Here is a 21,219-nt window from a genome sequence, read left to right as displayed (position 1 = left end):
GGTTGCTGCTCGGGCGCGGTTGATGGATGCGTTGCCGGAGGGTGGCGTGATGGTGGCTGTGGAGGCGGGGGAGGAGGATGTCGTCCCGCTGCTCGGCGGTGAGGGATCGGTGAGTGTCGCGGCGGTCAACGGGCCTGCTTCGGTGGTGGTTTCGGGTGCTGAGGCTGAGGTGGACCGGGTCGTTGGCCGGCTCGCTGAGCAGGGCCTGCGGACCCACCGCCTCTCCGTCAGTCATGCTTTCCACTCGCCGTTGATGGATCCGATGCTTGATGACTTCCGGGCTGTTGCGGAGAGCCTCGACTATCACGAGCCGCGGATTCCGGTGGTGTCGAATGTGACGGGTGGGGTGGCTGCGGCGGGGGAGTTGGGTTCCGCCGACTACTGGGTGCGGCATGTGCGGGCGACGGTCCGGTTCGCCGACGGTGTGCGGGCGCTGGTGGAGCGTGGTGCGAACGCCTTCCTGGAGATCGGCCCCGACGGGGTCCTCTCCGCCCTGGCCGGTGCCTGTCTGCCCGACGGTGGGGACGGCGTCGTGGTGCCCGTCCTGCGCAAGGACCGTCCGGAGGAGCGCGCGGCCCTCGGTGCCGTCGCCCGGCTGCACGCGGCCGGAGTCGAGGTCGACTGGGCCGGCGTGCTGGCCGGCACCAGTGGGCGACGGATCGCGCTGCCGACCTACCCCTTCCAACGCGAGCGCTACTGGCCGTCGTTGGCCACCGGAACGCCCGGTGACGCCGGCGGGCTCGGTCTGGAGGCCGGCCGGCATCCGCTGCTCGGTGCCGTGACCACCGTCGCCGGGTCCGGGGAGGTCCTGCTCTCCGGCCGCCTGTCGACCGCCACCCAGCCCTGGCTCACGGCCTACGAGGACGACGGTCGCGTCGTCCTGCCGGCCGCGGTCCTCGTCGAACTGGCCGTCCGCGCGGGGGATCAGGTCGGTTGCCCGACCGTGGCCGAGCTGACCGTCACCGCACCGCTCGTCCTCACCGACGAGCGGGCCCAGCGCCTCCAGGTGCGGGTGGCCGCCCCGGACGACGCCGGCCGGCGCGCCCTGTCCGTGCACGCCCGGCCCGACGGCGCCGTCGACGGCCCCTGGACGCTGCATGCCACCGCCGCGCTGACCACCGACACCGCGCCGCCCCCGGCCTCCTCGGCCGTCTGGCCGCCGGAGCGCGCCGTGGCCCTCGACGCGCTGCCCGCCATCGACGGCCCGACCGGGATCACGGCCGCCTGGCAGCGGGACGGTGCGGTCTTCGCCGACCTCGAACTCCCCGAACCCGGCCCGGCCGAGCGGGCGTTCGCGCTCCACCCGGCGCTCCTGGACACCGCGGCCCGCGCCGCCGACCTGCTGGGCGGGGACGACGCCCGCGACGCCCTCGACTGGCAGGGCCTCACCCTGCACGCCGCCTCGGCCACCGTCCTGCGCGTCCACCTGACCCCGCACGGCGCGGACACCTGGTCCCTGGAGGCCGCCGACCCGCAGGGCGCCCCGGTCCTCTCCGTCAGTGGCCTCACGTTGCGCACGCCCACCGTCGCCGCGCCGGATGCGGCCGGCGGCGGGGACGACGCGGTCCTGCTGGACATGGAATGGGTCCCCGCGGCGAAGAGCGGCGCGCGCACCGCCGACGGTCCGCGGTGCGTCGTGCTCGGCGCGGAACTCCCGGAACTGGAAACGGTATTGGGCTCCACCGAGGCAGGCATCGGGCGCGTCGCCTCGTTGACCGCGCTCCTCGACGGTGCCGGGCCGCTGCCCTCGCTCGTCCTCGCGCCGGTGCTCGGCGCGCCGGTCCGGGGCGACGAGCTGCCCGCCGCGGCCCGCGCCACCACCACGGCGGTGCTGGACCTGTTGCAGCGCTGGACCGCCGACCCACGCACGACCGATGCGCACCTGGTGATCGTCACCCGCGGTGCCATCAGCACCGGGGCGGAGGAGGTGCACGACCTGGCGGCGGCCGCGGTCTGGGGGCTGGTCCGCTCGGCGCAGTCGGAACACCCGGGCGGCTACCTGCTGTTGGACCTCGACCCCGCCGGGCCGGCGGCGGCCGGTGACACGGTCGCGCCGGAGGACCTGGCGGCCCTGTTGGCCGCGGGGGAGACCCAGGTCGCGCTCCGCGGTGGCGCGCCGACCGTCGCCCGGTTGACCCGGGCCACCGCCGCACCGGCCACCGACGCGCACCCGCTGCGCGCCTGGGACCGCGACGGCACCGTCCTGATCACCGGTGGCACCGGCGGCCTGGCCGGCCACCTCGCCCGCCATCTGGTCACCGGACACGGCATCAAGCACCTGCTGCTGGCCGGCCGCCGCGGACCCGACGCGCCCGGCGCGACCGCCCTGCGCGACGAACTGGCCGCGCTCGGCGCCGAGGTCACCCTCGCCGCCTGCGACGTCGCCGACCGCACCGCCCTGGACCGACTGTTGGCCCAGCTCCCACAGGAGCACCCGCTGACCGCCGTCGTGCACACCGCCGGCGTCCTCGAAGACGCCACCCTCGGCACGCTGACGCCGGCACAACTGGACGCCGTCCTGCGGCCCAAGGTCGATGCCGCCTGGCACCTGCACCAAGCCACCCGCGACCTCGACCTGGCCGGCTTCGTGCTCTACTCCTCGGTCGCCGGCATCACCGGCGGCCCCGGCCAGGGCAACTACGCCGCCGGTAACGCCTTCCTCGACGCGCTCGCCGTCCATCGCGCCGCCCAGGGCCTGCCCGGGCTGTCGTTGGCCTGGGGGCCGTGGCGGCAGGACGCCGGCATGACCGGCACCCTCGGCGCCGCTGACCTGGCCCGCCTGGAGCGCTCGGGCAAGCCGCCGCTCGCACCCGAGCAGGGCCTGGCCCTGTTCGACGAGGCCGCCGCCCGGGGCGACGGATTCGCGGTGGCGGTGCGGGTGTCCTGGACCGCCGCATCCACCGAGGGTCCGGTCCCCGCCGTGCTCCGCGCCCTGGTGCGCGGCCGGCGCCGTACCGCCGCGGCCGCCTCCGCAGGCGGGACGGCCCGTCGGCTGGCCGGCCTGGACGCCGCGGCGCGGCACCAGGCCCTGCTCGACCTGGTCCGCGCCGAGACCGCCGCGGTGCTCGGCCACACCGGGACGGACGCCGTACCGGCCGAACGGGACTTCAACCGGCTGGGGTTCGACTCCCTGATGGCGGTCGAACTGCGGACCCGACTGGCCGCCGCCACCGGCACCAGGCTGCCCGCCACCCTCGTCTTCGACCACCCCACCCCGGCCGCCGTCGCGCGGTATCTCGAACCGGCACTGTCCGGTGGCGACGCGACCGGCCCCGGCCGCTCGCCACTGGCCCAACTCGACCGGATCGCCGCGCAGTTGTCCCCGGACGGTGTCGACGACGCCACCCGCCAGGACGTCGCGGGACGCCTCCGGCAACTGCTGGCCCAGTGGGACGGCACCCAACAGGACGGCGATCGGCCGGCCGTCGACGCCCGCATCGAAGCGGCCAGCGCCGACGAGGTCCTCGCCTTCATCGACCATGAACTCGGCCGGCAGACGGACTCCTGAACCGCCCGACCCCCGTCGCTCGCTCCCCTCACATCCCAGGAAGGTTCCACGGACGATGCCGGACGAAAAGAAACTCGTCGACTACCTGAAGTGGGTCACGGTGGACCTCCACCAAACCCGCCAGCGCCTCCAGGAGTTGGAGGCGGGCCGCCACGAACCCGTGGCGATCGTCGGCATGGCCTGTCGGCTCCCCGGCGGCGTGCGTTCTCCGGAGGACCTGTGGGAGATGCTGTCCGCTGGGCGGGACGGCATCGGGCCGTTCCCCGCCGACCGGGGCTGGGACCTGGCGGCACTGGCCGGCGACGGACCCAGCCACAGCGCCACTCAGGAGGGCGGATTCCTCGCCGACGCGGCCGACTTCGACCCGGGCTTCTTCGACATCTCCCCGCGCGAGGCCCTCGCCATGGACCCGCAACAGCGGCTCCTGCTGGAGACCGCCTGGGAGGCCGTCGAGCGCGCCGGCATCAACCCGGCGGGGCTGCGCGGCTCCCGCACCGGCGTGTTCGTCGGCACCAACGGCCAGGACTACGCACACCTGGTCCTCGCCGCGGAGGACGACCTGGGCGGCTACGCGGGCAACGGCCTGGCCGCCAGCGTGCTCTCCGGCCGCCTCGCCTTCGCCCTCGGCCTCGAAGGCCCCGCCGTCACCCTCGACACCGCCTGCTCGTCGTCCCTGGTGACCCTGCACCTGGCCGCGCAGGCCGTCCGCGCCGGCGAATGCGGCCTCGCCCTGGCCGGCGGCGCCACCGTGATGACGACCTCGGCCAGCTTCGCCGGCTTCAGCATGCAGGGAGGGTTGGCGTCCGACGGCCGCTGCAAGCCGTTCGCCGAGGCCGCCGACGGCACCGCCTGGTCCGAGGGCGTCGGCATGCTGCTGGTCGAGAAGCTCTCCGACGCGCAGCGCAACGGCCACCCGGTGCTCGCCGTGCTGCGTAGCTCCGCCGTCAACCAGGACGGCGCCTCCAACGGTCTCAGCGCCCCCAACGGCCCGTCCCAACAGCGGGTGATCCGCCAGGCACTGGCCGGCGCCGGCCTCACCCCCTCCGACGTGGACGCGGTCGAGGCGCACGGCACCGGCACCCGGCTCGGCGACCCCATCGAGGCCGGTGCGCTGCTCGCCACCTACGGCCAGGACCGGGACCCCGAACGCCCGCTGTGGCTCGGCTCGGTGAAGTCCAACCTCGGCCACTCCCAGGCCGCCGCCGGCGTCACGGGCGTGATCAAGACGGTGCTGGCCCTGCGCCACGGCCTGCTCCCGCGGACGCTGCACGTCGATACGCCGTCCTCGCACGTCGACTGGGACGCCGGCGCCGTGCGGCTGCTCACCGAACCCGTCCCCTGGCCCGAGGGCGACCGGGTGCGCCGGGCCGCCGTCTCCTCCTTCGGCATCAGCGGCACCAACGCCCACATCATCCTTGAACAGGCTCCCGTTCCTGGGGAATTGACGGCCGGTGAGGCGGTTCCCACGGTGCCGGGCGGCGCCGCCGACGAGCCGTCCGCCGTCGCTCCCCGCACGCCGAACGCCGTACCGTGGCCGGTCGCGGCCCGCACCGCCGGCGCCCTCGACGCCCAGGTGGCGCGGGTCCGTGAGCTGACCACCGAGCCCGGCCGCACCGCCGCCGACATCGGCCACGCGCTCGCCACCACCCGCGCCGCCTTCGAACACCGGGCTCTGCTGGTCCACGCGGACGGCGTGCGCACCGAGGTGGCCCGCGGCGCCGTCCCCACCGGCGACCGGGGCGGGCTGGCCGTGCTCTTCTCCGGCCAGGGCTCGCAGCGCCTGGGCATGGGCCGCGAACTCCACGCCCGCTACCCGGTCTTCGCCGCCGCCTTCGACGAGGCGGTGGCCCTGCTGGACGCCCGGCTCGGCACCTCGCTGCGCGACGTCGTCTGGGGCCCGGACCGCGCGCGGTTGGACCACACCCGTCACACCCAGCCCGCGCTGTTCGCCGTCGAGGTCGCGCTGTACCGCCTGCTGGCCTCCTGGGGCATCCGGCCCGACTACGTCACCGGACACTCCATCGGCGAGATCACCGCCGCACACGTCGCCGGCGTGTTGTCGCTCGCGGACGCCTGCACCCTGGTGGCCGCCCGCGCCACCGCCATGGGCGAACTCCCGCCCGGCGGCGCCATGGTGGCGCTGGAGGCCACCGAGGACGAGGTGCGCCCGCTGCTGACCGACGACCTCGCGCTCGCCGCGGTCAACGCACCCCGTTCCGTCGTCGTCTCCGGCGCCGAGGACGCCGCCCTCGCGGTCCGCCGGCACTTCGACGACCTGGGCCGCCGCACCACCCGCCTCCCGGTCAGCCACGCCTTCCACTCACCGCTGATGGACCCGGTGCTCGACGCCTTCCGCACGGCCCTGGTGCCGCTGACCTTCGCCGAGCCGGCGATCCCGGTCGTGTCCAACCTCACCGGACTGCCCGCCACCGCCGAGGAGTTGGCCACCCCGCACTACTGGGTGTGCCACGTCCGGCAGACCGTCCGCTTCGGCGACGGCCTGCGCGCCCTCGCCGACCGCGGCGTGCGGACCTTCCTCGAACTCGGCCCGGACGGCGTGCTGTCCGCCCTGGCCCGGGAGAACCTCCCCGAGCCGGGCCTGGTCGCCGTGCCGGCGCTGCGCAGGGAACGGCCCGAGGAGACCACCGTGTTGGCCGCCCTGGGCACCCTGTGGGCGCACGGTGCGGAGGTGGACTGGGACGCGGTGTTCGCCGGCACCCGCACCCCGCAGGCCGCCCCCGTCGCGCTGCCGACCTACGCCTTCCAGCGCGAGCGCTACTGGCCCACCCTCCGCGCCCGTTCCGGCGACCCGGCCGACCTCGGACAGACCGCCGCCGCCCACCCCCTGCTGGGCGCCGCCGTCACCCTCGCCGACGCCGACGAGACCGTGCTCACCGGGCGCCTCGCGCTCCCCACCCACCCCTGGCTCGGCGACCACCGCAGCCACGGCCGGATCACCGTCCCCGGCGCCGCCTTCGCCGAACTCGCCATCCGGGCCGGCGACCTGAGCGGCACCCCACACCTGGCGCGGCTCGACCTGCCGGCGCCGCTCACCCTCGCGGACGGCGACATCGTCACCCTCCAGGCCCGGGTCGGCGCCCCTGACGCGGCGGGCCACCGGCCGCTGACCGTCCACGCCCGCCCCGCCACCACCGAGGGCGGCGCCCCCTGGACCACCTGCGCGACCGGCCTGCTCACCCCCGACACCCCCGACGCTCCCACGGACTCCGTCGCCCCGGTCGACGCCGAGTGGCCGCCGCGGGACGCCCGCCCGGTGCCCGTCGCCGACCTCGACGCGGCGGCCAGCGCCTCCGGCCACCACTACGGCCCGCGCTTCCAGGGCCTCACCGGGGTGTGGCGGCGCGACGGCGAGGTCCTTGCCGAACTGGCCCTGCCCGCCTCCCCCGCGGCCGACCGCGGCTTCGGCATCCACCCCGCGCTGCTGGCCACCGCACTCCGCGCCGCCGCCGCGCTGGACGCGGAGCACACCGCCGAACCGACCGGCATCACCGGACTCACCCTGCACGCCACCGGAGCCACCGCGCTGCGGATCCGACTCACCGCGACCGGTCCCGACACCGTGGCCCTCGCGGCCGTGGACGCCGCGGGCGGCGCGGTGTTGACCGCCGACGGCATCACCCTCGCCTCCGCGCAGGACGGCCCGGCACCCGCCACGGTCGGTCACACCGGCCAGGGCGAGCTGTTCCACCTGGACTGGGTGCCGGTCGACCCCGGCGCCCGCGCCGTCGGCACCCGTTGGGCCGTCGTCGGCGACGACGAACTCGACCTCGGCTACGCGCTGCACCGCGCCGACGAGACCGTCAGCGCCTACGCCGCGTCCCTCAGCGGCACCCTGGGTGACGGCGGGCTGGCCCCCGACGTCCTCCTCATCCCGGTCGTCGGCGGACCGGACGCCGGACCCGAGGCCGTGCGCGCCCTCACCACCCGGGTCCTCGGGCTGATCCACGAGTGGCTGGCCGAGCCCCGACTGGCCGCCGCCCGGCTCGTCTTCGTCACCCGCGGCGCCGTCGCCGCCGGCCAGGCGACCGGCATCGACCCGGCCGCCGCCGCGGTCTGGGGCCTGGTGCGCTCCGCCCAGACGGAGAACCCCGGCAGCCTGCTGCTGGTCGACCTCGACGACGCGTTCCGGTCGGCCGGGATGCTGCCGCACCTCCTCGGCCTCGACGAGCAGCAACTCGCCGTCCGCGACCGCACGGTGCGCGCCGCCCGCCTGGCCCGGCTGCCGGAACCGGCCGTCGACGCCGCGCCGGCCCGCACCTGGGACCCGGACGGCACCGTCCTGATCACCGGTGGCACCGGCGGCCTGGGCGCCGCGCTCGCCCGACACCTGGTCACCACCCGCGGCGTCCGGCACCTGCTGCTCGCCGGCCGCCGCGGCCCCGACGCCCCGGGCGCCCGGGAGTTGACCGAGGAACTGACCGGACTCGGCGCAGAGGTCCGCGTGGCGGCCTGCGACGTCGGCGACCGCGCGGCGCTGGACGCGCTCCTCGCCTCGCTGCCCACCGCGCACCCGCTGACCGCGGTCGTGCACACCGCCGGCATCCTCGACGACACCCTGATCGGCTCCCTCACCACCGACCAACTGGCCGCCGTGCTCCGGCCCAAGGCCGACGCCGCCTGGCACCTGCACGACGCCACCCGCGACCGCGACCTGGCCGGCTTCGTCCTGTACTCCTCGGTCTCCGGCGTCCTCGGCACCCCCGGCCAGGCCAACTACGCCGCCGCCAACGCCTACCTCGACGCACTGGCCCAACACCGGGCCGCACAGGGCCTGGTGGCGCACTCCCTCGCCTGGGGGCCGTGGGGCCGGGGCAGCGGCATGACCGCCTCGGTCAGCGACGCCCACCTGGAACGCATGGCCCGCGGCGGTCTGCCGGCCCTGGACATCGAGGACGGTCTGGCGCTCTTCGACGCCGCCCTCGCCCGCCCCGAGCCGGCCGTGGCACCCAGCCGTCTCAACATCGCCGGGCTGCGGGACCAGCAGGCGCTGCCCGCGATCTGGCGCGATCTGGTGCCGCGCGGCCGACGGTCCGCCGCCACCGCCGACCGCTCGCCCGTCACGCTCCGCGAGCGCCTGGGCCGCCTCGACGAGGCCGGCCAGGAACAACTCCTCACCGACCTGGTCGTCGGCTACACCGCCGGACTGCTCGGCCACCCCGACCCCAGCGCCGTCGACCCCGAACGGGGCTTCTTGGAGCTGGGCTTCGACTCCCTGGTCTCGGTCAGCCTGCGCAACCAACTCGGCCCGATCCTCGGCCTGCGACTGCCCTCGTCGGTCGTCTTCGACAACAAGACGCCCGCCAAACTGGCACGTTGGCTGCACCAGGAACTCGGCAACAGCCCCGAGGCCGGTGGGTCCGGTGCGACCGCCGCGGCCCGTTCCGCAGTGCGCTCCGACGACACCCTGGAGGGCCTGTTCTACAACGCGGTGCGCGGCGGCAAGCTGGTCGAGGCGATGCGGATGCTCAAGGCCGTCGCCAACACCCGGCCGATGTTCGACACCCCCGCCGAGCTGGAGGAGCTCTCCGAGCCGGTCACCCTCGCCGACGGCCCCGACAACCCGCGGCTGATCTTCGTCAGTGCCCCCGGCGCCACCGGCGGCGTCCACCAGTACGCCCGCATCGCGGCGCACTTCCGCGGCCGGCGGCACGTCTCGGCGCTGCCACTGATGGGCTTCGCCCCCGGCGAACCGCTGCCCGCCACCAGCGAGGCCGCCGCCCGGATCGTCGCCGAGAGCGTCCTGATGGCCAGCGACGGCGAACCGTTCGTCATGGTCGGCCACTCCACCGGCGGCTCGCTCGCCTACCTGGCCGCCGGCGTCCTGGAGGACACCTGGGACGTCCGGCCCGAGGCGGTGATCCTCCTCGACACCGCCTCCATCCGCTACAGCCCCGGCGAGGGCAACGACCTGGACCGCACCACCCGGTTCTACCTCGCCGACATCGACTCGCCCTCGGTGACGCTGAACAGCGCCCGGATGTCGGCGATGGCCCACTGGTTCATGGCGATGACCGACATCGAGGCGCCCGCACCCACCGCGCCCACCCTCCTCGTGCGCGCCGCCCGGGACCTCGCCGGCTTCCGGCTCGACACCTCGTCCGTCCCCGCCGACGACGTCCGCGACATCGACGCCGACCACCTGTCCCTCGCCAAGGAGCACTCGGCGCTGACCGCCCGGGCCATCGACGACTGGCTCGCGGAACTGCCACCCCGCACCGCCTGAGAAACCGGCCCGGCCGGACCCCGTCCGGCCGGGCCGCCCGCACACCGCACGGCACCACCCTCCCGAGGAGCCCGCCATGACCACACCGACCGCACCACCCTCCCTCAGGGCAGAGGTGCCGCCCGTCCTGCGCCTGAGCCCGCTGCTGCGCGAACTCCAGTCCCGCGCCCCGATCTGCAAGGTCCGCACCCCCGCCGGCGACGAGGGCTGGCTGGTCACCCGGCACGCCGAACTCAAGCAACTGCTGCACGACGAACGGCTGGCCCGCGCCCACACCGACCCGGCCAACGCCCCCCGCTACGTGCGCAATCCGTTCCTGGACCTGCTCGTCACCGACGACGTCGACCAGGCCCGCGCCCTCCATACCGAGATGCGCTCCCTGCTCACCCCGCAGTTCTCCGCCCGCCGGGTGATGGACCTGGTGCCGAAGGTGGAGGCCCTCGCCGAGGGCATCCTCGGCCAGTTCACCGCCCAGGGCCCGCCCGCCGATCTGCACGGCGGGTTCTCGCTGCCGTTCTCCCTGTCGGTGCTGTGCACGCTCATCGGCGTGCCCCCCGAGGAACAGGGCCGCCTGGTCGCCGTCCTCACCAAACTCGGCGAACTCGACGACCCCGCACGCGTCCAGGAAGGGCAGGACGAACTGTTCGGCCTGCTCTCCGGCCTGGCCCGCGACAAGCGCGCCGCACCCGAGGACGACGTCATCTCCCGGCTGTGCCAGCGGGTGCCGTCCGACGACCGCATCGGCCCGATCGCCGCCGGGCTGCTCTTCGCCGGACTGGACAGCGTCGCCAGCCACATCGACCTGGGCGTGGTGCTGTTCACCCGGCACCGGGACCAACTCGCCGCGGCCCTCGCCGACGACAAGCTGATGCGCAGCGGCGTCGAGGAGATCCTGCGGTCCGCCAAGGCCGGCGGCTCGGTGCTGCCGCGCTACGCCACCGACGACGTGCCGGTCGGGGACGCCACCATCAAGGCCGGCGACCTGGTGCTGTTGGACTTCACCCTGGTGAACTTCGACCGCACGGTCTTCGACGAGCCCGAGCTCTTCGACATCCGGCGTGCCCCCAACCCCCACCTGACCTTCGGCCACGGCATGTGGCACTGCATCGGCGCCCCGCTGGCCCGCATCCAACTGCGCACCGCCTACACCCTCCTGTTCACCCGGCTCCCCGAGCTGCGTCTGACCCGCCCGGTCGAGGAACTGCGCGTCCTGTCCGGCCAGTTGTCCGCGGGCCTGACGGAGCTGCCGGTCGCCTGGTGACCGGGCGCCCGGCGTGCCCCGGGCAGCGGTGAGGGCCCCGACCCACCCTGGGTCGGGGCCCTCGCACGGGTGCCGGTCGCTCACTCCTCCGTGATGCTGATCGCCCCGGACGGACAGAGCGCCGCCGCGTCGCGGGCGTTCTCGGCGGCGGGCCCGGAGACCGCCGGTTCCAGGACGGTCACCAGGCCTTCGTCGTCCTGGTCGAACAGATCGGGTGCGGCCAGGACGCACTGTCCGGCGCCGACGCAGCGCCCGGTGTCGACGGTGATGCGCACGAGGTTCCTCCGAGGATCGGGTCCTGGCGGCCGGGTGTCCCGGCCGCCCTCACTTCCAGGTGACGGGCAGTTCGTGCAGGCCGAACAGCACCCCGTCGTACTTCAGCGGCAGTTCGGACACCGGCACGGCCAGCGTGAGGGAGGGGATCCGCGCGAACAGCGTCTTGTAGGCGATCTCCATCTCGACGCGCACCAGGTTCTGGCCCAGGCACTGGTGGACGCCGTAGCCGAACGCCACATGGGACCGCGCCGAGCGCTCCGGGTCGAAGCGGTCCGGCGCGGCGAACACCGCGTCGTCGTGGTTGGCCGCGGCGATCAGCGGCACGATGCCCTCGCCGGCCCGGATCAGATGGCCGCCGACCTCCACGTCCTCGACGGCCACCCGGAACGCCACCAGGTCGGCGACCGAGTAGTAGCGCAGCAGCTCCTCGACGATCCGGTCGTCACCGACCCACTGCGGGTTGCTGAGCAACTGCACCACGCCCAGGCCGATGTTGTTCGCCGTCGTCTCGTGCCCCGCGATCAGCAGCAGCATCGACACTCCGGACAGCTCCTGCCGGGACAGTGTGCCCGCGGCGATCAGCCGGCTGATCAGGTCGTCGCCAGGGCGCCGCTGCTTGATCTGGATCAGCCGGCCCAGGTACCGCAACAGCGCCCGGGTCGCCTCGTCGCGCTGCTCGTCGGTCGAGCTGAGGCGGACCAGGACCCGGGTGCGGTCCTCGAAGAAGTCCCGGTCGGCCTTGGGCACGCCCAGCAGGCTGGAGATCACCAGGGACGGCACCGGCAGCGCGAAGGACTCGACGAGGTCCGCCGAGGTGCCCGCGGCCAGCATGGCGTCGATCCGCTCGTCCACGATCTGCTGGATCACCGGCCGCAGTTCACGCACCTTGCGGACGGTGAACTCCGGGATCAGCGTCTTGCGGAACCGGCCGTGCTCCGGCGGGTCCAGCGCCACGAACCAGCCCGGCACCTCGTGCTGCGACGGCGCCCCACCGGTCCGGGCGGCCTTGGGGAAACCCGGCTTGGACGGGTCGGCGCTGATCCGCGGATCGGTCAACACCGCCCGGACGTCCTCGTGCCGGGTCACCAACCACACCGGGCCGCTGGGCAGTTCGGAGCGGACCGGGCAGCCACCCGCGCGGTACTCCGCGTACTCAGGCGGCGGGAAGGGCCGCCCCGGCTGCCGCAGCGGGAACGCGACCGGGCACCGCGCGGCCGCCGGCTGCTCCGCCTCCGTTTCGGTACTCATGCCACTCCGTAGAACGCGCGGATCCGGCCGGTGACGAACTCCTGGTCCCGCGCGGTCAGACCGGTGTGCGTCGGCAGGTAGAAGCCGTCGGCGCTGAACCGGGCGGCGTTGAGCGAGGGCCAGTCGGGCCGGAAGTAGCCGGGCTGCTGGCTCATCGGCTTGAAGAACACCCGGGTCTCGACGCCTTCGCCGGCGAGGTACGCGCACAGCTCGTCGCGCCGCTCGGCCCGCAGGTCGTACATCCACAGCACCTCGCGCGGCGGCATCAGCGTGATGCCGGGCACGTCGCGGAGCGCCTCGTCGTACCGCTTCTCGATGTCCCGGCGCAGCGCGAGGATCATGTCCAACTGCTCGGTCTGGGCGAGCGCCACCGCGGCCTGCATGTTGGTCATGCGGTAGTTGTAGGCCAGCTTCTTGTGCAGGAAGCTGTGGTCCTTGGTGAACGCCATCGCCCGCAGGTGCGCCATCTGCGCGGCCAGGTGCGGGTCCCGGGTCAGGCAGATCCCGCCCTCACCGGCCGTGATGATCTTGTTGGCGAAGAGCGAGAAGCAGGCGATGTCGCCCCGCGGCCGCACCCCGTGCGCCTCCGCGGAGTCCTCCACCACCCGCAGGTTGTACTCGTGAGCCAGGTCCAGCACGGCGTCCATGGCGCACTGCCGGCCGTAGATGTGCACCGGCATGATCACCTTGGTGCGCGGGGTGATCTTCTCCTCGATGCGGGACACGTCGATGTTCAGGTCGTCGCCGCAGTCCACGAAGACCGGCGTGGCGCCGGTGTAGGTCACCGCCCACGCGGACGCGATCATCGTGAACTCCGGGACGATCACCTCGTCACCGGGGCCGACGCCGAGCGCCCGCAGCGCCAGCGTCAGCGCCGTGGTCCCCGACGAACACGCCACGCCGTACGGCACGTCGTTGTACGCCGCGAACGCCTCCTCGAACCGCTTGACGTACGGCCCTTGGGAGGAGATCCAGCCGCCTCCGACGGCCTCGGTCACATAGTCGAGCTCGCGGCCGTTGAGCCACGGCATGGACACCGGATGCGTATAGGACATGAGTCGTCTTCCTCGGTCAGTCGGTTGCCAGGGAGGGGAGGCCGAGCAGCAGGTCCGCCGCCGCGGCCCGGCCGCCGGCGTCCCGCAGCAGCCCGGCGAAGTGCTCGGCGCGCTCGGTGAAATGGGGCTGGTCGAGCACGCGGGTGATCTTGTCCAGGACGTCGTCGGCGTCCACCGTCTCGGGCCGGTCCAGGGTCAGGCTCACCCCGAAGTCCTGGCCGCGGACCGCCTGGTCGTCGCAGTCCACCCACAGCGGGCGCACCACCAGCGGCTTCCCGAAGTACAGCCCCTCGTGGTAGCCGTTGCCGCCGGCGTGCGTGAAGAACACCTTCACGTTCGGATGGGCCAGCACGTCCAACTGCGACGGGACCCACGCCTCGATCCGCAGACTGGCCGGCAGTTGGTCGGCCGGCGGCAGCAACTCCTGCTGCTCGCGGGGGAGTTTCCACAGCACCTGGTGGCCCGCGCCGTCCAGCCGCCGCGCGACCTCCACCAGCGACGCCACCTGTGCCCGGGTCAGCCGGGTGATGGTGCCGAAGCCCATGTAGACCACGGACTTCTGCGCCGACAGCCAGTCACCGAGCCCGTCGTCGTCCGGCGCCTGCGGCAGCGGCGGCACCATCGTGCCCACCAGGTCCATCTTCGGGTGCATCGGGAACGGGTAGTCCAACTCCCGCACGGAGTAGCACAACACCCGCTCCGCGTGGTCGATCCGCGCCATCATCTGCCGTGCCTCGGGCGCGATGCCCAGCTCCGTGCGGATCCGGTTGTCCTCCTCGACGACCTTGCGGATCGACGACGTCAGGAACATCCCGAGCGTCCGCAGCCGGAACAGCCGGTTCTCCACCCGCTGAGGGAACGTCATCGCCCCCGGCAGGCCGGAATGCGGCACCGGGAAATCCGACGGCGTATAGGACTTGGCGAACGGCACGTGCGAGGTGAGCACGTTGCTCGGCACGAACGGCACCCCCAGCACGAACGGAATGCCCTTGGTGATCGCCAGCTCGTACCCGAACTGGCACATGCTCTCGATCACCATCAGCGCCGGCTGCACCTCCGCCACGATCTCCTCCAGGCGGCGGTACTTGGCGATCCGCGACTCCGGCGCGAACGAATGCCGGATCACCGCGGCGTGCGCCTTGAACCGCGAACGCTGCGTCACCTCGGCATAGGTCGCGTCGTCCCATGTGACCGCCGACATCCGCGAAACGGTGTCGCCCAGGGAAGCGAACTGCAGCGGGCTGCCGTCCACCGCCGCCGCCACCTCGTCGCGGGCCTTCTCGTCCGCCGCGAACCACAGGTCGCCGACGCCGCGCCGGGACAATTCCCCGGCGAGCACGAGCAGCGGATTGAGCAGGCCGCTTTCGGCATAACTCACGAACAGGATCGGCCGCCGATTCGCGCCCATGGACAACACCCCTCGGAAAGTGGCGGGCCGCTCGCCCGCGCGTCGCGCGGCCACCCGGCCGGACGCCGAGTGACCGCTTTCGCCGACGCCGCAGCCCGGGGCGCGCCGCCGGAACGGACAGCGGCCGGCACCCGGAACGCACCGCGGGGAAAACGGGTCGCTTACTTGGTCTCACGCCACGGACCGGGGATTCCCTAGTCTTCGCCCCGCGACGGCCCTTTCCGGCCCCACCGGCCAATGACCACCGCCGGCCGCCGCCATTCCTTAGGGAAAAGTACAGGCTTTGCGACCGTACGATCCGGCACGCAGAGGTGAGCCGAGGCCGACTTTTCCGCAGGGGGAGCACGACATGACGATCGGAGCCGACGAGGACCCGGTAGTGGTCGTCGGAATGGCCTGCCGCTATCCGGGCGGCGTCGCCGGACCGGAGGACCTGTGGGAACTGGTCCGCGGCGACCGCGACGCCACGACCGGCTTCCCGGCCGACCGCGGCTGGGACCTGGCCGCCCTGGCCGGCGACGGCCCCGGCCGCAGCGCGACCCAAGAGGGCGGATTCCTCACCGGCGCCGCCGAGTTCGACGCCGCCTTCTTCGGCATGTCGCCCCGCGAGGCCGTCTCCACCGACCCGCAGCAGCGCCTCGTCCTGGAGACCGCCTGGGAGGCCCTGGAACGGGCCGGTATCGACCCGCACTCGCTGCGCGGCAGCCGCACCGGCGTCTTCGTCGGCGCCAGCGGCCAGGACTACGCCGCCGTCACCCGCACCTCGCCCGACGACCTCGACGGCCACGCCCTCACCGGCCTGACCCCCGGCGTCATCTCCGGCCGCCTGGCCTACGTGCTCGGCCTCGAAGGCCCCGCCGTCACCGTCGACACCACGTCCTCCTCCTCACTGGTCGCCCTGCACTGGGCGATACGCGCGCTGCGCGCGGGGGAGTGCAGCACCGCCCTGGCCGGCGGCGTCACCGTGATGTCCACCCCCGCCGCGTTCGTCGGCCACACCCGACAGGGCGGCCTCGCCGCCGACGGCCGCTGCCGGCCCTTCTCCGACGACGCGGCCGGCACCGCCTGGGCGGAGGGCGTCGGCATCGTCGCCCTGGAACACCTCTCCACCGCCCGCGCCGCCGGCAACCCCGTCCTCGCCGTGCTGCGCGGCTCGGCCGTCAACCAGGACGGCGCCACCAACGGCCTGACCGCCCCCAGCGGACCCGCACAGGAACGCGTCCTGCGCGCGGCCCTGGCCGACGCCCGACTCGACCCCGCCGACATCGACCTCGTCGAGGCCCACGGCACCGGCACCCCCCTCGGCGACCCCATCGAGGCCCGCGCCCTCCTCGCCACCTACGGCCCCCACCGGGACCCCGAACGCCCGCTGTACCTGGGCTCGTTGAAGGCCGACATCGGCCACGCCCAGGCCGCCGCCGGCGTCGGCGGACTCATCAAGACCGTGCTGGCCCTCCACCACGGCCTGATGCCGCGCATCCGCCACCTCGCCACCCCCACCCGCCAAGTGGACTGGTCCCCGGGCACCGTGGCCCCCCTCGCCGCCGACACGCCCTGGCCGCGCAGCGACCGGCCGCGTCGCGCCGGCGTCTCCTCCTTCGGCATCAGCGGCACCAACGCCCATGTGATCCTCGAAGAGGCCCCGCCGGCCACCGACCGACCCACCAACCAGACCGGCACCCTCCAGGCCACCACCGTCCCCTGGTTGGTGTCCGCAGCCACCCCCGAGGCCCTCGACGCCCAACTCGACCGCCTCCGGACCCACCTGAGCGAACGGCCCGCCACCGACCCGCTGGACGTCGGGCACTCGCTCGCCACCGGCCGCGCCGCACTGCGCCACCGCGCGGTCCTGCTGCCGACCGCCGACGGCGCCGTGGAGCACGCCCGCGGCGAGGCGGGCGACCGCCGCACCGCCGTCCTCTTCTCCGGACAGGGCAGCCAGCGCCTCGGTATGGGACGCGAACTCGCCGCCCGCCACCCGGTGTTCGCCGACGCCCTCGACGAGACCCTGCGCGCCCTCGACCCGCACCTGGACCGCCCGGTGCGCGAGGTGATGTGGGGCACCGACGCGGCGCTGCTGGACCGGACCGGATGGACCCAACCCGCGCTGTTCGCCGTCGAGGTCGCCCTCCACCGGCTGGTCACCTCCCTCGGCCTGCGCCCCGACGCCGTCGGCGGGCACTCCGTCGGCGAGATCGCCGCGGCGCACGTCGCCGGGGTGCTGACGCTCCAGGACGCCTGCCGCCTGGTCGCCGCCCGCGCCACCCTCATGCAGGCGCTCCCGGCCGGCGGCGCGATGGCCGCACTGGAGGCCACCGAGGACGAAGTGACCCCGCTGCTCGGCGAACACGCCGCGCTGGCCGCCGTCAACGGCCCCACCGCGGTCGTCGTCGCCGGCACCGAGGACGCCGTACGGCACCTCACCGCGCACTTCGCCCACCACGGCCGCCGCACCAGCCGCCTCGCCGTCTCGCACGCCTTCCACTCACCCCTGATGGAACCGATGCTGGACGCCTTCCGGGACGTCGTCGCCAACCTCACCTTCCATCGGCCGTCGCTGCCCCTGGTCTCCAACCTCACCGGCGAACTCGCCGGCAACGAGATCACCACCCCCGACTACTGGGTGCGCCACGTCCGCGGCACCGTCCGCTTCGCCGACGGCATCACCGCCCTGACCAAGGCCGGCACCGACGTCCTGGTCGAACTCGGCCCCGGCAGCGTGCTGTCCGCGATGGCCCGCGACACCCTCGGCCCCGGCAGCGCCGCCCACGTCGTGCCGGCCCTGACCAAGGGCCGCCCCGAAGAGGCCGCGTTCGCCGCCGCCCTCGGCCGGCTGCACACCCTCGGCGTCCCCGTCGACTGGCCCGCCTTCTACGCCGGCACCGGCGCCCGCCGCACCGACCTGCCCACCTACGCCTTCCAACGCGCCCGCCACTGGCCCACCCCACCCCGCCCGGGCGCCGCCACGGCCGGCGCGCTCCGCCACCCGCTGCTCGGCTCGGCCGTCGAACTCGCCGACGGCGGCGGCACGGTGTGCTCCGGCACCCTCTCCGCCCGCACCCACCCCTGGCTGACCGACCACGCCGTCGCCGGCCGGACCCTGCTCCCGGCGACCGCACTGGTCGAACTCGCCGTCCGGGCCGGCGACGAGACCGGCTGCGACGTGCTGCACCAACTCGCCGTCACCGCACCGCCGGTCGTGCCCGACGACGAGGCCCTGCACCTGCAAGTGCGCGTCGGCCCCACCGACGGCTCCGGGCGCCGCACCGTCACCGTCCACGCCCGCCCGGACCACGCACCCGCCGGCGCCTGGACCCCGTGCGCCACCGGCGTCCTCGGCAGCGCGCCCCGGCCCACCGACCTCACGGACCCGCTCTGGCCACCGGTCGACGCCGAACCCCTCGACCTCGACGACCACTACGAACGCCTCGCCGACCGTGGCTTCGACTACGGCCCCGCCTTCCGCGGCCTGCGCGCCGCCTGGCGCCGCGGCACCGAACTCTTCGCCGAGGTGGCCTGCCCGCCCGGCACCGCGGACGACACCGCTCAATACGGTCTGCACCCCGCCCTGTTGGACGCCGCCCGGCACGTCACTCTCACCGAGCAGGGCACCCTGCCCGTCGCCTGGCACGGCGTCCGCCTGCACGCCGTCGGCGCCGGCACGCTCCGCGTCCACCTCCGCCCCGACGACCCCGAAACGCTGCGCCTCACCGCCGTCGACGTGCACGGCGCACCGGTCGTCACCGTCGACGCCCTCACCGTCCGCCCCCTGACCGACGACGAACGCGACGCCCCCCGACGCCCCAAGCGCGCCCGCGGCGGCCCGCCCGCCGACACCCGCCCGACCCGCCCGGCCGCGGCCCGCCCCGGACCCACCGCCGAGCCCGCGCCGGCCGCCACCGGCGCCCCGCTCGCCGCGCTGCCACCGGCCGCCCGGGAACGCCACCTGCTGGAACTCGTCCGCAGCCAGGCCGCCGCCGTCCTCGGCCACCCCGGCCCGGAAGTCGTCGGCGCCCGCAGCGTCTTCAAGGAACTCGGCTTCGACTCGCTCGCCGGCGTCGAACTCGCCGACCGGCTCGGCGCCCACACCGGACTGCGGCTGCCGGCCACCCTCGTCTTCAACTTCCCCACCCCCGAACGCGCGGCCCGTCGCATCGGGGAACTCGTCGCCGCGGCCGCCCCCGCCGGATCCGGGGCCTACGGCGACGAACTCACCAGGTTCGAGGCGATCGTCGCCAACCTGCCGCCGGACGGACCCGAACGCCGGGCCGTCGCCGACCGGTTGGACGCCATCGTCTCCACGCTCCGTCAGAACTCGCCTGCCCAGGTGCCCTCCTCGGACGAGGACATCGACACGGTGTCGGTCGACAGACTGCTCGACATCATCGATGAAGAGTTCGAAACCACATAGCGCAATTGTTGCTTTCGTTCGCGACCCGATGACGAGGACAAACCGATGCCGGAACCCCAGCAGGACCAGCCCGACCAGCAGGAGAAAATCGTCGATTATCTCCGGCGGGTCACCTCCGACCTCCGACGCGCCAGGCGCCGCCTGGGCGAACTGGAATCCAAGGACAACGAACCCATCGCGATCGTCGGAATGGGCTGCCGGCTGCCCGGCGGCGTCAATTCACCGGAATCCCTCTGGGACCTGGTGCGGTCCGGTGCCGACGCCGTTTCCGGATTTCCCGCGGACCGCGGCTGGGACCTGGAAACCCTCACCGGAAAAGGCGACGGAAGCAGCACCACCCACGAAGGCGGATTCCTCCACGACGCCGCCGAATTCGACGCGGCCTTCTTCGGCATCTCGCCCCGCGAGGCGACCGCGATGGACCCCCAGCAGCGCCTCCTCCTCGAAGTCGCCTGGGAGTCCCTGGAGCGCGCCGGCATCGCCCCCACCTCCCTGCGCGGCAGCAACTCCGGTGTCTTCGTCGGCTCCTACCACTGGGGCGCCCCCTCCGCCGACACCGCCGCCGAACTCCGCGGCCACGCCCTGACCGGCACCGCCGCCAGCGTCCTCTCCGGCCGCCTCTCCTACACCCTCGGCCTCGAAGGCCCGGCCGTCACCGTCGACACCGCCTGCTCCTCCTCCCTCGTCGCCCTGCACCTGGCCACCCAGTCGCTGCGCGCCGGCGAGTCCAGCCTCGCCCTGATCGGCGGCGTCACCCTGCTCGCCGAACCCTCGGTCTTCGTCGAGTTCAGCGCCCAGGGCGGCCTGGCCCCCGACGGCCGTTGCAAGGCGTTCTCCGACGCCGCCGACGGCACCGGCTGGGCCGAAGGCGTCGGCGTCCTCGTCGCCGAACGCCTCTGCGACGCCCGCGCCAACGGACACCGGGTCCTCGCCGTGATCCGCGGCTCCGCCGTCAACCAGGACGGCGCCTCCAACGGCCTGACCGCCCCCAACGGCCCCTCCCAGGAACGCGTCATCCACCAGGCCCTCACCCGGACCGGTCTGACCGCCGCGGACGTCGACGCCGTCGAGGCCCACGGCACCGGCACCCGGCTCGGCGACCCCATCGAGGCCCAGGCCCTGCTCGCCACCTACGGCGAAGCCCACACCGCCGAACAGCCGCTCTGGCTCGGCTCGTTGAAGTCCAACATCGGCCACACCCAGGCCGCCGCGGGCGTCGCCGGCGTCATCAAGATGGTGATGGCGCTGCGGCACGGCTGGCTGCCGGGGACCCTGCACGCCGAGGAGCCTTCCTCGCACGTGGACTGGTCGGCGGGGACGGTGCGGCTGCTCACCGAGGCCCGGGAGTGGCCGGCGACCGGTCGTCCGCGGCGGGCCGCGGTCTCCTCGTTCGGCATCAGCGGCACCAACGCCCACGCCCTGCTGGAGCAGGCACCGGAGCCCACCGACGCCACGGACGACACCGGCACTGCCCCCGCCGCGCTGCCCTGGATCGTCTCCGGCCACACCGAACAGGCCCTGCACGGCCAGGCCGCCGCGCTGACCTCCCGAGTGGCGGACGACGCCGCGCTGCGCCCCCAGGACATCGGCCACACCCTCCACTCGGCCCGCGCGCTGCTCGACCACCGCGCCGTCGTCGTCGCCCCCACCGGCCCCGAACTCCGCGCCGGCACCGAGGCATTGGCCACCGGCCGCGCCGCCAACACCCTGGTGCGCGGCGTGGCGGATGTCGAGGGTCGGACGGTGTTCGTCTTCCCCGGTCAGGGTTCGCAGTGGGTGGGGATGGGTGCGCGGTTGTTGGACGAGGC

9 protein-coding genes are annotated in these 21,219 nt (G+C 74.3%); 5 read left to right on the top strand and 4 right to left on the bottom strand.

Annotated features, from left to right (window positions below; translation table 11 throughout):
* Positions 1-22 precede the first annotated feature (22 nt).
* The 3 genes from ACIQU6_RS41065 (at position 23) to ACIQU6_RS41055 (ending at position 11,013) form a co-directional block, all read left to right on the top strand.
* The gene (locus ACIQU6_RS41065) at positions 23-3,508 is read left to right on the top strand and encodes an SDR family NAD(P)-dependent oxidoreductase (RefSeq protein ID WP_403487188.1); all 3,486 of its coding nucleotides are present in this window, start codon (positions 23-25) and stop codon (positions 3,506-3,508) included.
* A gap of 55 nt (positions 3,509-3,563) precedes the next feature.
* Complete coding sequence (locus tag ACIQU6_RS41060) at positions 3,564-9,752, top strand: type I polyketide synthase (protein WP_403487186.1); 6,189 nt, start codon at positions 3,564-3,566, stop codon at positions 9,750-9,752.
* Positions 9,753-9,828: 76 nt separating this feature from the next.
* On the top strand, positions 9,829-11,013 hold the full coding sequence (locus tag ACIQU6_RS41055) for a cytochrome P450 (RefSeq protein ID WP_403487184.1): 1,185 nt from the start codon (positions 9,829-9,831) through the stop codon (positions 11,011-11,013).
* Positions 11,014-11,093: 80 nt separating this feature from the next.
* Here the strand turns inward: ACIQU6_RS41055 and ACIQU6_RS41050 are convergent, their stop codons facing one another.
* Genes ACIQU6_RS41050 through ACIQU6_RS41035 form a run of 4 tightly spaced genes read right to left on the bottom strand, consistent with a single transcriptional unit; the run spans position 11,094 to position 15,000 of the window.
* Positions 11,094-11,288, bottom strand: a complete 195-nt coding sequence (locus ACIQU6_RS41050; protein ID WP_403487182.1) for a ferredoxin — start codon at positions 11,286-11,288, stop codon at positions 11,094-11,096.
* A 49-nt stretch (positions 11,289-11,337) separates the two neighbouring features.
* Positions 11,338-12,537 (bottom strand): cytochrome P450, encoded by a 1,200-nt coding sequence (locus ACIQU6_RS41045; protein WP_403487180.1) that lies wholly within the window; start codon positions 12,535-12,537, stop codon positions 11,338-11,340.
* Positions 12,534-13,592, bottom strand: a complete 1,059-nt coding sequence (locus ACIQU6_RS41040) for a DegT/DnrJ/EryC1/StrS family aminotransferase (protein ID WP_403487178.1) — start codon at positions 13,590-13,592, stop codon at positions 12,534-12,536. Before ACIQU6_RS41040 ends, ACIQU6_RS41045 begins: the two co-directional genes overlap by 4 nt.
* Before the next feature lie 16 nt (positions 13,593-13,608).
* Positions 13,609-15,000: a glycosyltransferase gene (locus ACIQU6_RS41035; RefSeq protein ID WP_403487176.1), complete on the bottom strand. Its 1,392-nt coding sequence runs from the start codon at positions 14,998-15,000 to the stop codon at positions 13,609-13,611.
* A gap of 349 nt (positions 15,001-15,349) precedes the next feature.
* On the opposite strand from ACIQU6_RS41035, the gene ACIQU6_RS41030 reads away from it, so the two are divergent.
* Positions 15,350-19,411, top strand: coding sequence for a type I polyketide synthase (locus tag ACIQU6_RS41030; RefSeq protein ID WP_403487174.1), 4,062 nt, complete (start codon positions 15,350-15,352; stop codon positions 19,409-19,411).
* Positions 19,412-19,456: 45 nt separating this feature from the next.
* Positions 19,457-21,219, top strand: a 1,763-nt coding sequence (locus tag ACIQU6_RS41025; RefSeq protein ID WP_403487172.1) for a type I polyketide synthase, incomplete at its 3' end; no start/stop codon positions are given.

Source organism: Streptomyces sp. NPDC090442, assembly GCF_044769405.1.
Taxonomy (GTDB): Bacteria; Actinomycetota; Actinomycetes; order Streptomycetales; family Streptomycetaceae; genus Streptomyces.
The sequence above is the reverse complement of the archived record's forward strand: the minus strand, read 5'-3'. Positions and strand labels throughout refer to the sequence as shown.